Raw genomic sequence first — 13,358 nt, 5'->3', positions numbered from 1 at the left:
TCCACCCTCATGGGCCGCCGAGCTGGTTGACGTGGTAGGCGTTGAGCTTGACCATCTGCGGGAACGGCCTCACCGGCGGCTCGAATTGCGGCGGCAGGCCGAGGATCGGCGCCACGCGCTCGATCACCTTGCCGGTGACCACGCCGGAATTCCAGGCCGCGGTGGCATAGCCGCCGGATTCCGGCAGGCCCTGCGGCTCGTCCATGATCGTGACGAACAGGTACTTCGGGTCGTTCATCGGCGCCGCCGCCATGAAGGTCGTGAACAGGCGGTTGTGAATGTAGCGTCCGCCGATCACCTTCTCGGCCGTGCCGGTCTTGCCGCCGACGAAGTAGTACGGGACCGCGGCCTTCTTGGCCGAGCCCTCGGAGGCGTTGAGCCGCATGATGTAGCGCATCGCCTCGGAGGTCTGGCCCGACAGGACGTGGGTGGATCGCGCCTTGTCGTCGGGGTTCGCCTTGAGGAAGGTCGGGGTGATCAGGTCGCCGCCGTTGGCGATGGCCGCCACCGCTGCCGCCGCCTGGATCGGCGCCACCGCGATGCCGTGGCCGAACGCGATGGTGATGGTGTTGATCTCGGTCCAGCGGGACGGAACGATCGGCGCCGCGCTCTCGGGCAGCTCGGTCCGCAGCCGGTCGAGCAGGCCCATCTTCTTCAGGAAGGCCTTGTGACCGGGCACGCCGACGCCGAGCGCCATCTTGGCGGAGCCGATGTTGGAGGAGTGGGTGAACACCTCCGGCATGGTGATGACGCGGTTGGTGCCGTGGTACTCGTGGATCTTCTGGCGGCCCCAGTTCAGCACGCCGCCCCGGGTGTCGAAGGTCGAGTTGACGTTGTACTTTCCGGAATCGAGCGCCATGGCGAGCGTCATCGCCTTGAAGGTCGAGCCCATCTCGTAGACGCCGACATTCATGCGGTTGATGCGATCCGGCGAGAGCGCATCCTTGGGATCGTTCGGGTCGAAATCGGGCATGGACACGAGCGCGATGACCTCGCCGGTCTTCACGTCGAGGATCATGGAGGCGCCGGCCTTGGCCTTGAAGTGGTCGATGCCCCAGGCCAGCTCGTCGCGGACGGCGAACTGCGCGCGCAGGTCGATCGACAGCTGCACCGGCTTCAGGTCGGCCTGCTTGTTGATCAGCCCGAAGCTGTTGAGGGCCTGCAGGCCGGTGGAGTCGATGTACTTCTCCATGCCGGCGATGCCGATGCCGTCGAGGTTCGTCGCGCCCAGGATGTGGGCGGCCGCGACGCCGTTCGGGTAGACGCGCTTGTGGTCGGGCAGGAAGCCGATGCCCGGGATGCCGAGCCGGTGGACCTCGGCCTGCTGCTTCGGGGTCAGCTCGCGCTTCACCCAGACGAAGCCGGCGCCCTTCTTGTCCTTGCGCTGGGTGAGCTTGGCGCGCAGCTCGGAGGCGTTGAGTTCCGGCAGGACCGCGGTGAGGAGTTCCACCGCCTCGTCCTTGTCGTAGATGTTCCCGGGTTCGGCGAAGACCGAGACCGTGCGGATGTCGGTGGCCAGGATCTCGCCGTTCCGGTCGATGATGTCGGGCCGGAAGGCGGTCGAGGATGCGGCCGCGACCCGGTGCTCCTGGCTGGGCGGATCCCCGAAGATCGCCATCATCAGGAGCTTGGCGGAGATCGTCCCGAACACGCCCACGAAGACCAGGCCGACCAGGGCGACGCGCATGTGCGAGCGCTCGATGGCCAGCCGGAACATGCTCCGCAGGAGCAGCTTTGCGCGCTCCGACGGCGGCACCGGCTCGCGCGCCTCCTCCTCGACAGGGCGCGGCGCGCCCGCGGCATGCGCCAGCGCGGCAGCCTCGAGAAGCGCGGCCTCGTGGTCCGACACGGCGGGCTCGACCGTCGGCTCTAGGGTCTGGGCGGCGTCATCGGACACGGGGGATTACCTCGAAGCCGTCGGCGGGGTGCGGGTCGTGGTGACGGTGCGGGTGATCGCGCCGGTCGTTCGCGGCTCGATCGTGCCCTTGTCTTTGGGGGTCGCCGTGGCGGCGAGCAGGCGGCCGATCTCGTCTCCGCGCTCCTGTCGGGCGGGCAGGTCCGAGAGGCGCGCCAAGTGGCTGGTGCCGATCGGCTCCAGAGCCAGATGTTTGTCGACGGCCGCCTGGAGGCGGTCGGGCCGGGTCAGAAGCTGCCACTCGGCACGCAGCACGGCGATCGCCTGCCGTTCCTTGTGCAGGGCCGTCTGGAGCTTGGAGACCTGACCGCCCTGGTAGAGCGTGTCGTACTTGATCGAGTAGGCGTAGATCGCCGAGGCGACGAGGCCGGCCACCGCCAGCAGGTTCAGCAGGCGGATCATCGGCGATGGCCTCCGCGGGCCGCATCCGGCAGGCTCGCCAGGGCGGTCAGGGCCGCCAGCGGTTCGGGAATGTCGGATTCGGTACGCTCCGCAGCCCGCAGCTTGGCGGACCGGGCGCGCGGGTTGCGGGCGGTCTCGGCCTCGCCCGGCAGGACCGGGCCCTTGGTGACGAGACGGAAGCTGCGGACGGTCTCGACCGGGGCTCCCGGGAGATGGCGAGAGCCCTGCGCGGAGCGGCCGCTCCGCGCGGCGAAGAACTGCTTGACGATCCGGTCCTCGAGCGAATGGAACGTCACGACGGCGAGCCGGCCGCCCGGCCTGAGCACGCGCTCGGCGGCGTGCAGCGCCCGCACCAATTCGCCGAGTTCGTCGTTCACGGCGATGCGCAGGCCCTGGAACGTCCGCGTCGCCGGGTGAATGTGGCTGCCGGGCTCGACGCGCACGACGCTGGCGACCAGCTCCGCGAGCTGCGCCGTGGTCTCGATCCGGCCGCGGCGGCGCGCCTCGAAGATGGTCCGTGCCACCGCGCGCGAGCGACGCTCCTCGCCGTAATGATAGAGGATGTCGGCGAGCACGGTCTCGTCGGCCTCGTTCACGAGGTCCGCGGCGCTCGGCCCGTCGCAGCCCATGCGCATGTCGAGGGGCCCGTCGCTCCGGAACGAGAAGCCCCGTTCCGGCACGTCGAGCTGCATCGAGGAGACGCCGATATCGAGGACCACCCGGTCGACCTGCGCGAGACCCGTCTCCGCCAGGAGGGTGTCGAGCGCGCCGAAGCGGCCGGGCAGGAGGCGCAGGCGCCCCCCGGATTCCGCGACGAGCGCCTGCCCGGCTGCGATCGCCGTGGGGTCCCGATCGATCGCGACGACCTGCAGGTCCGGATCCGCCGCCAGGAGGGCGCGGGTATAGCCGCCGGCACCGAACGTGCCGTCGACCGCGATCCCGCCCGCGGTGCCGAGCGCCTCGACGACTTCATCGAGGAGGACCGGCACGTGCGGTTCCGACGGCGCGACGGCGCCGCTGTGGCGGGGCGAGCTCTCGGGAGAAGGACGGCGCCGGCTCACGGGCGCCTCGCCGACGGGGCGCGACGCGGGTTGCGAGAACCGGCGGAGGATCGGCGCGGTCCGGAGATCCGGACGCGGAAGCGGCTCGTGCGTCTCATGGTGCCCTGTGCCGGGCCGCGCGAGCGCGGCGCGCGTGACGGGAACGGCACCGGATGCGGAGCGCGCAAAACGCCGCGCACGGACGGGACCTGCAGGAAGGCAGGTTGCGCCCGGCGATCCGATACACGCCGTTGACGGGAGGATGCCGGGTATCATGGGCCTCGGAGGATCGTCAACGCACAAGCTTGGCGCTGCCGCGCCGAACGATCTGAACCCGGCAAGGTTAACCGAAGGTTTTTTCCGCACCGGAATCTTCGGCGCGGCGTGCTGCGGCGCGGGCGCGGCGCCGGGCCGATAAGGCGTTGAGGACGCAGGGCTTATCGGGATGTGGATCAGCCGGCCTATAAGCCGGGTTCTGTAGGGCCGGAGCGCTCGCGCGCGCCGACGTGGCGGCCATTCCTCTGGGACGGTCGTTGCCGACCGCCTCGAGCAACCAACCCGGGCGACTGGCCTGGAGAGCCGGCCTGCCCTTCTCGCGAAGGGCGCGCCGCCCCTATTCGGTCTTGCTCCCGGTGGGGTTTGCCGTGCCGTCCGCGTTGCCGCGTCCGCGGTGCGCTCTTACCGCACCCTTTCACCCTGACCCCGGACGGATCCGGGGCGGTCTGCTTTCTGTGGCACTGTCCCTGGGGTCGCCCCCGCCGGATGTTATCCGGCACCGTCTCTCCATGGAGCCCGGACTTTCCTCCCCGGACGCTCGCGCGTCCGGAGCGGCCGCCCGGCCGGCTGATCCGCGGGCAGATGCGCCCGCGGGGCCGTCCGGGTCAAGGGAGTCGACCCGCGCTACCAGGTGCCGGTGTTCTCCATGGACGTCCACGGCTCCTGCGGCGCTTTGGCGCCGCCCTTCTGGAGGATCTCGATGGAGATGCCGTCCGGCGACTTCACGAAGGCCATGTAGCCGTCGCGCGGCGGGCGGTTGATGGTCACGCCCTTCTCCTGCAGCCGCGCGCAGAAGGCGTAGATGTCGTCCACCTGATAGGCGAGATGGCCGAAGTTGCGCCCGCCTGAGTAGGTTTCCGGATCCCAATTGTAGGTCAGCTCGATGAGCGGGGATCGTGTGGCCGTGGCCCGCTCGACGTCGCCGGGGGCGGCCAGGAACACGAGGGTGAAGCGCCCCTTCTCGTTCTCGACGCGGCGGACCTCCTTCAGGCCGAACGTGTCGACGTAGAAGGCGAGGGCCCGGTCGAGGTCGGCGACCCGGACCATGGTGTGCAGGTATTCCATCGGACCTATCCTGTGGCTGGTCGGAGGTCGATCGTGCGTCCTGTTCGGGACGCGCGTCCCGCCTCCGGCTGATCGCCACCGCTAGCTAGCGGCCGGCCCGGCGGTGAGAAGGCCGCGCGCGCCGGACGGGCCATAAATCGACCCTGGCGCTCCTGCGTCCCGTGACGATCCGGCGTCCGGCGCGAGGGAGGCTACCGCCAAAAGACGACCGCGGACGCGTCCGTTGCCGCGGCCGGCCGCCAGCGCCGGGCGATGCGGCGCGGTGATCGGATCGGTTTGACGCGCGAAGGCTGTCCCGACGGCGCGCCGTCTCTCCGGGGCCGTTTCGGCGGCTCCGATCGTTGCGCCGCGCGCGCCGAGGGACCAGAACGGGCCCATCCCGCACCCGGAGTGAGCCGAATGCGCACCGAGACGCCGCCGCTGATCCGCCTCGAGGAATACCGGCCCAGCGACTACCTGATCGATCGGGTCGACCTCGACATCCGTCTCGACCCGCACGCGACCCGCATCGACGCGACCTTGACGCTGCGGCCGAACCCGGCCGGTGTGCCGGCGGCTCCGCTCACCCTCGACGGCGACGATCTCCGGCTGGTCTCGGCCGAACTCGACGGGGCGCCGCTGGCGCCCGACGCCTACGCGGCGACGCCGTCCGGCTTCATCCTCCGCGATCCGCCTCCGCGGCCCTTCGCGCTGCGCCTCGTCACGGAGGTGGATCCGACCGCCAACACCAAGCTGATGGGGCTCTACCGCTCGAACGGGGTCTACTGCACCCAGTGCGAGGCGGACGGCTTCCGGCGGATCACCTACTTCCTCGATCGTCCCGACGTGCTGGCGGTCTACACCACGCGCATCGAGGCCGACCGGACCGAGGCGCCCGTCCTGCTCGGCAACGGCAATCCCGCCGAGGCCGGCGATGCCGGGCCCGGCCGCCATTACGCCCTCTGGCACGATCCGCACCCCAAGCCCGCCTACCTGTTCGCCCTCGTGGGCGGCCGGCTCGGGAAGGTCGAGACCCCCTTCACCACGATGGAGGGCCGCACCGTCAGCTGCGCGGTCTACGTCGAGCCCGGCAAGGAGGATCGGGCGGGCTACGCCCTGGACGCCGTCATCCGCTCCATGGCCTGGGACGAGACGGCCTTCGGCCGCGCCTACGACCTCGACGTGTTCAACGTCGTCGCGGTGTCCGACTTCAACATGGGCGCCATGGAGAACAAGGGCCTCAACATCTTCAACGATAAGTACGTGCTGGCCAGCCCCGAGACCGCCACCGATGGCGATTACGCCGCCATCGAGGCGATCATTGCCCACGAGTACTTCCACAACTGGTCCGGCAACCGCGTCACCTGCCGGGACTGGTTCCAGCTCTGCCTGAAGGAGGGTCTCACGGTCTTCCGCGACCAGGAATTCTCCTCCGACATGCGCTCCAGGCCGGTGCATCGCATCGCCGAGGTGCGCTCGCTGCGGGCGCGTCAGTTCCCCGAGGATGCCGGGCCGCTGCGGCATCCGGTGCGGCCGCGGGCCTATGCCGAGATCAACAACTTCTACACGGCGACCGTCTACGACAAGGGCGCCGAGATCGTCCGGATGCTGCGGACCCTGATCGGTCCCGAGGCCTTCCGGGCCGGCATGGACCGCTACTTCGCCGACAACGACGGGCGCGCCGCCACCGTGGAGGATTTCCTCGCGGCCTTCGCGGCCGTGACGGGGCGCGACCTCGATGCGTTCGCCCGCTGGTACGAGCGCCCCGGTACGCCCCGCCTCGCCGTCACGGCCGTCTACGATCCGGCCGCCGCGCGTTACACCCTCCGGTTCGCTCAGAGCCTGCCCGGCACGGCCGACTCCGACGAGACACCCCTGGTCATCCCCGTGGCCCTCGGCCTCGTGGGGGCCACGGGGCCACTAACCGCCGCCACCTGCCCGGATGTGCGGGACGGCGTCTACGTGCTCGACCGCCCGGAGGCCGCGATCGTGTTCGACGCCGTCGCCGAGGAGCCGGTCCCGTCGCTCCTGCGCGACTTCTCCGCGCCGGTGAAGCTCGATCTCGGCCTGACGGATGCGCAGCGGATGCGGCTCCTGGCGCAGGACAGCGACCCCTTCAATCGCTGGCAGGCCGCGCAGGACGTGGCGCTGCGGCTGATCCTCAACCCGGACCCTGACCGGACCGAGGCCTTCGCGGCGGCGCTCGGCCGTTTCCTCGACGGCGAGGCCCTGGCCGACCCGGCCTTCGCGGCGCTGGTCCTGGCACTGCCGAGCGAAGGCGAGGCCGCCGACGCCGTCCCGGCCGAGGTCGATCCCGACGCCATCCACCGGGGGCGTTCCGATCTGCGGACCCGTCTCGGCCAGGTCCTGCGGCCGCGGCTCGAAGCGATCGACGCGGCGCTCGTGCCGGACGCGGGTGTCCCTTACAGCCCCGACGCCGCCTCGGCGGGGCGCCGGTCGCTCCGCAACGCCGCCCTCGACCTGATCGCCGCCGGGGATCCCCGGACCGGCGCGGCCCGCGCCGCCGAGCGCCTGGCCGAGGCGACCAACATGACCGACCGGCTCGCCGCCCTCGGCACCCTGGCGCTGGTTCCGGGCGAGACCCGCGAGGTTGCCCTCGCGGAGTTCGCAACGCGCTACGCCGACGAACCCCTCGTTCTCGACAAGTGGTTTGCCATCCAGGCCCAGATCCCGGAACCCGGCACGCTCGACCGGATCGCCCGGCTCCAGGAGCACCCTGCCTTCACCATGACCAATCCGAACCGCGTCCGGGCGCTGATCGGAAGCTTCGCGTTCGGCAACCCGACCCAGTTCGCCCGGCCGGACGGGTCGGGCTTCGCCCGCGTGGCCGATACGGTCGCGGCGCTTGATTCGACCAACCCACAGGTTGCCGCGCGGCTCCTCACGGCCTTCGGATCATGGCGTCGGCTGGAAAAATCACGCGGCGCCAAAGCGGTCGAAATGCTGAATGGGATCAAGGCGATCCCCGGCCTTTCCCGGGACACGGCCGACATCCTCGCCCGCACCCTTGGAGACGGCTAAGCGTCTGAACCTGCGGTAGAAATTGATTCTCTGGCGGCCGCGCAACACCCGACGGGCGTCAAGTCGTTATGGTAAAAAACCCGTGGACAAACGGCCCCCCGAGGTGATTGTATTCACTCAGATTCGGGGGGCCTTCGGGGGCCGGGCGCCCGTACCGGATCGCTGTTCCCACGGGTGAGGTTCGGCCATGCCGGAGGCGGCTTCCGCTTCCTTCTCCGCGCGTGCGGATTCGAATCTCACGATCTCCTGGCCGATGCGGACCCGGGATCCGCGGCTCGGCCAAGCCGAACGCTTGCTGCGCTACGCCGTGCCGGGGACGCTGGCGGTGTTCCTGGCCTGCCTCGTCGGGCTCGCGGCCCTTCACATCCAGGGCCAGCGGGCCGAGATCCTGGCCGGTGCCCGGGCCGAGGTCGAAGGCTTCGCCCGTCTGGCCGCCCGGGCGGTGGACCCGACCGGTACCGTCGCGGAGGACCTGCGGGCGCTGATGCCGGAGAGCGAACGGCATCCCGGCCGCCGCCTGCTGGTGGTCCGCCCCGACACCCGCATTCTCGCCGCCCATCCGCCGCTGCCCGCCGACCGGACGACGCTCGCCGCCGTCCTCGGCGACAGCGAGCCGCTCTCCGGCCTCGGCGAGCGCGCCGGCGCCATGGCCCTCGAGCTCCCCGGGGGCGAGAGCGTGCTCGCCGCCATGCACAGCCTCCCGGGCGGCGCGGGCCAGGTGGCGGTGCTGCAGCCCATCGAGCCGCTGCTGCGTGGCTGGAGCGCCCGCACCCGCGACCAGATCGTCCTGATCGCCGCTGCCGCCCTCGTGATCGTCGGCGTCGGACTGGCCTACGGGCTGCAGACCCGTCAGGCGGCCCGGGCCGACCGCGCCCGCGAGCAGATCCGCGGTCGCCTCGAGACCGCCCTGCGCCGGGGTGCCTGTGGGCTGTGGGACTGGGACATCGCCCGGGGCCGGATCTACTGGTCCGACTCGATGTACACGCTGCTCGGCTACCGGAGACAAAACGAGTATCTCTCGTTCGGCGACGTCAACGGCTTGGTCCATCCCGATGATGGCGACCTGTACAGCCTCGCCCGGGGGCTCGCCGCCAACCAGACGCATATCGACCACGCCTTCCGGATGCGCGGCGCCGACGGGGCCTATGTCTGGCTGCGTGCCCGGGCCGAGGTCGTGGCCGACGCCGCCGATGGTGGCCGCCACCTCGTCGGCATCGCCACCGACATCAGCGAACAGCGGGCCCTCGAAGAGACCAACGCGGCGGCCGACATGCGCCTGCGCGACGCCGTCGAGGCGATCTCGGAGGCGTTCGTGCTCTGGGATACCGGCAATCGGCTGGTCCTGTGCAATTCCAAGTTCCGCCACCTCCACGCCCTGAGCCCGGAGGATGCGCAGGCCGGGCGAAGCTACACGGACGTGATGGGTCGCGGCGTGCTGCCTCAGGTCCGTCGGGAATCACCCGAGGCGGGCATGGCGTTGACCAGCATGGCGGCCCGGACCTTCGAGGCCGAACTCACCGATGGCCGCTGGCTGCAGATCAGCGAACGGCGCACCAAGGATGGGGGCTACGTCTCGGTTGGGACCGATATCACCAGCCTGAAGCGCAATCAGGAGCAGCTCCTCGCGTCCGAGCGCGAACTGATCGAGACCGTGAAGGACCTCAAGCGGTCCCGCCGCACCCTCGAGCTTCAGACCCAGCAGCTCGCCGACCTCGCCGAGCGCTATCTCGACCAGAAGGCGGTCGCCGAGGCCGCGAACCAGGCCAAGGCAGAATTCCTGGCCAATATGAGCCACGAACTGCGCACGCCGCTCAACGCCATCATCGGCTTTGCCGACGTGATGGAGAATGCCGTGCTCGGCCCGCTCGGCACCCCGCGCTACACCGAATATTGCCGCGACATCCGCGAGAGCGGCTCGCATCTGCTGTCCATGATCGACGACATCCTCGACATGGCCCGCCTCGAGGCCCGGCGGGTGCGGCTGATCCCGAAGGCGATCTCGGCGGAGGCCGCCATCACGGCTGCGCTCGCCCCGGTCGAGCCGGCCGCCCGCGAGAAGGCGATCACCGTCAGCGTCGACGTGACGTCCGGGCTGGACCTGCTGGCCGATCCGCAGGCGATCCGGCAGATCCTCGCCAACCTCCTGCAGAACGCCGTGAAGTTCACGCCCGCCGGCGGGCGCGTCGCGGTGCGCGCGCGCCGTGCCGGGGCGTGCACGCATCTGTACATCGAGGACAACGGCATCGGCATTCCGCGCTCCGATCTCGACCGGCTCGGCCGGCCCTTCACCCAGGTCGAGACGCAGATGACCCGCAGCCACAAGGGATCGGGTTTGGGCCTCGCCATCACCCGCTCGATGGTCGAGCTGCATGGCGGTTCGCTTCGGATCCGTTCCGAGGAAACGGTGGGCACGATCGTCCTCGTGCGCCTGCCGGCCGTGCCGGCCGACCGTTTGGATCCGCCGGTCCCCCTCGCGGCGGCCGGCCCCGGGTTGAAGACCCTGAGTGAGACGCCGCGGTCGGGTCGCGGCGCGGCCGGCCGATCCGCCGCGGCCTGACCGCACCCTCTCACGACCGCGGATCGAGACCGCCGAGGCGCGCGCGGCGCCCCTGTTCCACGTGCCAGCGCGCATCCGCCACGGCCCGCGCCAAGCTCCGGATGCGCCATTGGCGATAGAGGGACAGGACAGGGTTGCGACCCAGCCCGGCTTGATGTCGGCTCAGGCGTCGCAGCAGGTCCGGCAGCTGCGCCGAAGCCGCGTCGCCGGTGGCGATGTCGATCGCCCGCAGTTCCGCCCGGAGCCCCGCTTTCCAGTCGTCCATGATGCCCCCTCTGCGCTGATCGCCCGACGCGACCGGGCCGCGGTTCCGAGCGGCCCGGCTGCCGGTCCTCCCGCGGCATGGCTACCCGGCGCCAAACCCCAGGGCCGGTCCGGTGGTGGCCCGGCAGGTGGTCCGTGCGGCGGACCGGACGTGGAGAATACGAGCGATGCGGTCGCGGGCAACGCGCAGTTCGCCCTGGCGCCCTGGCTCGGACACGCCGCCGGGCCGGCCTGCGCGCGGAGCACGGGCGCCGTCACCGGCCTTCCCGGGGCGGATGACCGGAGATCGCGCTCGCAAATCTCCGCAGGGCGCCCGTGGGTGCGACCTGCGCCGCGCCGATCTAGCGCCGCCGCAGCGCCCGCTTGGCGGCGGCGCGCGCGTCCCGCTCGAATCGGGCGAGCCGGAGGCGCCGCTCCAGGGGAATCACCTGCCGACCGGGCGGGACGGCGATGATCTCGGCGATCGGGGTCCGGTCGCGGTAGAGGCTTTCCAGAGCCGAACCGTCCAACGTCGCCGAGTCGAGGCGTTCGGCGAAGCGGGTCTCGTGGCAGGCCCGCACGATCTCGGCTTCCAGCAGGAGGCCCGGGGCGAGGCTGCGCAGGCCTTCGTCGTAGGCGGTCTTCAGCAGGGTCGCGGTGCCGCCGGTGACGAGGGCCAGGCTGACGGCAATCGGCCGCCCGTCGAGGGTCAGCGCATCGGCCCGGACGCCGACCGGGCCCGGTGTCGCCGTGAACAGGGCGCCGGCGAGCGCGGCGCTCTCCGGGCGGCAGGCCATGGCGGTGCCGGCCTTTCCCTTCCAGCCGACGCGCTCCAGGTCGAGAAATGCCGCAACGAGGCGGGCGAGGTCCGGTCCGTCCGCGGCGCTCACATGGGCGACGGCGCCGGTCTCCGCCAGACGGCGCGCCCGGCGACGCAGATCCTTGAAGCGCGCCCGGTTGGGATGATCGGCGAGGAACGCCGCTTGGTCGGCGCGCCGGTCCATGACCGGCCGGTCGAAGGCCGCCACCGTGCCGATCGCCCAGCCGCGCCGGCGCATTTCCGCCAGCATGTCCGGCACGGCGCCTTCTCCGGTCGGCAGCAGAGGCCAGCGCCACGCCCGGCCGCCGGAAGCCGCCTCGAGGCCGGCCACCAGCGCCCGCGCATGGGCCGTCCGGTCCGGGCCGTCGGCGATCAGCGGCGCGGTGGCGGTCACGTAGGGGGAGAGGAACGGCCGCAGGATCCGGCTGCCGAGGCCGCACAGGTCGCGGGTCGGCGCATACGGCAGCAGCGCCACGAGCCGGTCTCCCTGGCGGACCGTGACATAGCGCAGAGCGGCCGACAGGAGTCCTGCGGCCCGATGGGCATCGATCACGTGCCGTGCGAAATGCGGATGCGGGGCGGTGCTCGCTGCGACCAGCGCATCCCAGGCGACGGGATCCGGTGCGTCGGTCAGCGCGAACGCGACGTCGGAAGGCGCGCGGAGGGGGGGCGCCGCGGTCATCGGGCCATCCCGGCGGCCCAGACCGGGGTCGGCAGCCCGTGGATCCGCCCGGCGGCCCGGGCCAGAAGGGCGGCCCGGCCCATGGTCGCGAGCGCCACCGCCATGGCGGCGCCGAGCGTCCCGAAGGCCGGGACCAGGGCGAGGCACAGACCTGCGGCGACGACGAGGCTCCCCACGGTGATGCCGGCACAGAGCCGCTCGCCGCCCAGCATGGTGAGCAGATCCTCCCCCGGCCCGAACAGGCTCGCTCCGACGCTGCCGGCGATCAGGATGCACAGGATCGGCACGCTGGCGCCGAGTCCCGGGCCGAACATGGCGAGCAGCAGGGGGCTGACGGCCAGGATCGCGCCGCCGACCACGAGCGTCGCGGCTGCCGTCATGCGGCCCTGGCGGCGGACCAGCTCGGCGAGCAGGAAGCGGTTGGCCTGTGCCTGGGCGGCGCTGTAGCGCTGGAGCGTCGCCGCGCTGACGGCGTAGTGGACGAACACGACGAATTGCTGGATCCGCGTCGCCGCGAAGTAGACCCCGACCTCCGCCGGGCCCACCAGGGCGCCGAGCACGATGACGTCGACGAAGGTGAAGCCGGCATTGGCGAGGTCGATGGCGGCGATCGGCAGGCTCGTCCCCAGCCAAGCCCGCCACCGGTAGCGGTGCGGCCCGGCCGGCAGACTCCGCCGAAGCCGCGCGGCGAGCAGGGCGGCCTGCAGGCCCGTGGCGCCGGCGGCGGCGATCAGCATGCAGGCCATCGCCACCTCGGCGCGGGGCGGCGCGCCGAGCAGGATCGCCGCGATCATGCAACCCATCATCAGGGTCTGGCGCAGGAGGTAGGGCGGCGCGATGGCGAGCCCGACCCAGTTCTGGCTGCGGGCCACGCCCTCGAGGTAATCCTGGAGCGCGAAGAGCGGCATCACGCCGAGCGCGACCGCGATCGGGGCCCAGTAGGCCGGGGCGAACAGGTCCGGTTCGAGCATCAGCAGGGCCGCACCGAGCCCCGCGATGGCGAGGGCCGCACCGCCGGTCACCAGGGCGCCGGCCCGGATATAGCCCCGCGCGAGGTCGAGATCGCCCTGCGCCTGATCGCCCGGCACGAAGCGGCAGGCGCCCTGCGACAGGCCAAGGGTCAGGGTATGGCCGAGCATCGCGGTCCAGACCCAGACCGAGGCGAAGATCCCGTAGGCGTCCCAGCCCATCATCCGGGCCGCGAGCACCTGCGCGCCGTAGGCGAAGCCGGCTGCCCCCACGCGGATCGCGAAGACCGTGAGGGCCGCCCGCTGGGGACCGATCTTCAGAGCCCGGAGGTGCCGGAACGCGCGGAGAGGGAGAGCCGTGGCTGACAC

The 13,358-nt window shown here is 71.5% G+C and carries 9 protein-coding genes and 1 other RNA gene; 2 read left to right on the top strand and 8 right to left on the bottom strand.

Annotated features, from left to right (window positions below; genetic code table 11):
• Nucleotides 1–7: 7 nt before the first annotated feature.
• The 5 genes from PQI07_RS19690 to PQI07_RS19670 all read right to left on the bottom strand — a co-directional run bounded on the left by PQI07_RS19690 (nucleotide 8) and on the right by PQI07_RS19670 (nucleotide 4,698).
• On the bottom strand, nucleotides 8–1,849 hold the full coding sequence (locus PQI07_RS19690; protein ID WP_420845385.1) for a peptidoglycan D,D-transpeptidase FtsI family protein: 1,842 nt from the start codon (nucleotides 1,847–1,849) through the stop codon (nucleotides 8–10).
• Between the two features lie 54 nt (nucleotides 1,850–1,903).
• Nucleotides 1,904–2,317: a cell division protein FtsL gene (gene ftsL / locus PQI07_RS19685; protein ID WP_043384256.1), complete on the bottom strand. Its 414-nt coding sequence runs from the start codon at nucleotides 2,315–2,317 to the stop codon at nucleotides 1,904–1,906.
• Nucleotides 2,314–3,306 (bottom strand): 16S rRNA (cytosine(1402)-N(4))-methyltransferase RsmH, encoded by a 993-nt coding sequence (rsmH, locus tag PQI07_RS19680; protein ID WP_043757603.1) that lies wholly within the window; start codon nucleotides 3,304–3,306, stop codon nucleotides 2,314–2,316. The genes ftsL and rsmH overlap by 4 nt, the downstream gene beginning before the upstream one ends.
• Before the next feature lie 499 nt (nucleotides 3,307–3,805).
• Nucleotides 3,806–4,204, bottom strand: an RNA gene (gene rnpB / locus PQI07_RS19675) — RNase P RNA component class A.
• A 53-nt stretch (nucleotides 4,205–4,257) separates the two neighbouring features.
• A complete protein-coding gene (locus PQI07_RS19670; protein WP_043350719.1) occupies nucleotides 4,258–4,698 on the bottom strand; it encodes a VOC family protein in 441 nt (146 codons plus the stop codon).
• A 399-nt stretch (nucleotides 4,699–5,097) separates the two neighbouring features.
• Between PQI07_RS19670 and pepN the strand changes: the two genes are divergently transcribed.
• Nucleotides 5,098–7,719 (top strand): aminopeptidase N, encoded by a 2,622-nt coding sequence (gene pepN / locus PQI07_RS19665; protein ID WP_274927250.1) that lies wholly within the window; start codon nucleotides 5,098–5,100, stop codon nucleotides 7,717–7,719.
• A gap of 187 nt (nucleotides 7,720–7,906) precedes the next feature.
• A complete protein-coding gene (locus PQI07_RS19660) occupies nucleotides 7,907–10,276 on the top strand; it encodes a PAS domain-containing sensor histidine kinase (RefSeq protein WP_274927249.1) in 2,370 nt (789 codons plus the stop codon).
• Nucleotides 10,277–10,286: 10 nt separating this feature from the next.
• Here PQI07_RS19660 and PQI07_RS19655 read toward each other — a convergent pair whose 3' ends face one another.
• From PQI07_RS19655 to PQI07_RS19645, 3 genes are all read right to left on the bottom strand, one after another.
• On the bottom strand, nucleotides 10,287–10,541 hold the full coding sequence (locus PQI07_RS19655; RefSeq protein ID WP_043757611.1) for a hypothetical protein: 255 nt from the start codon (nucleotides 10,539–10,541) through the stop codon (nucleotides 10,287–10,289).
• Between the two features lie 340 nt (nucleotides 10,542–10,881).
• Nucleotides 10,882–12,021 carry a GNAT family N-acetyltransferase gene (locus tag PQI07_RS19650; protein WP_274927248.1) on the bottom strand — a complete coding sequence of 380 codons (1,140 nt, stop codon included), beginning with the start codon at nucleotides 12,019–12,021 and terminating at the stop codon, nucleotides 10,882–10,884.
• On the bottom strand, nucleotides 12,018–13,358 hold the full coding sequence (locus PQI07_RS19645; protein WP_274927247.1) for a lipopolysaccharide biosynthesis protein: 1,341 nt from the start codon (nucleotides 13,356–13,358) through the stop codon (nucleotides 12,018–12,020). The genes PQI07_RS19650 and PQI07_RS19645 overlap by 4 nt, the downstream gene beginning before the upstream one ends.

The sequence above is a fragment of the Methylobacterium sp. 092160098-2 genome (assembly GCF_028920805.1).
GTDB classification, from domain to species: Bacteria; Pseudomonadota; Alphaproteobacteria; order Rhizobiales; family Beijerinckiaceae; genus Methylobacterium; species Methylobacterium fujisawaense.
Note: the sequence above shows the minus strand (reverse complement) of the source record. Positions and strands in the feature narration are given on the sequence as shown.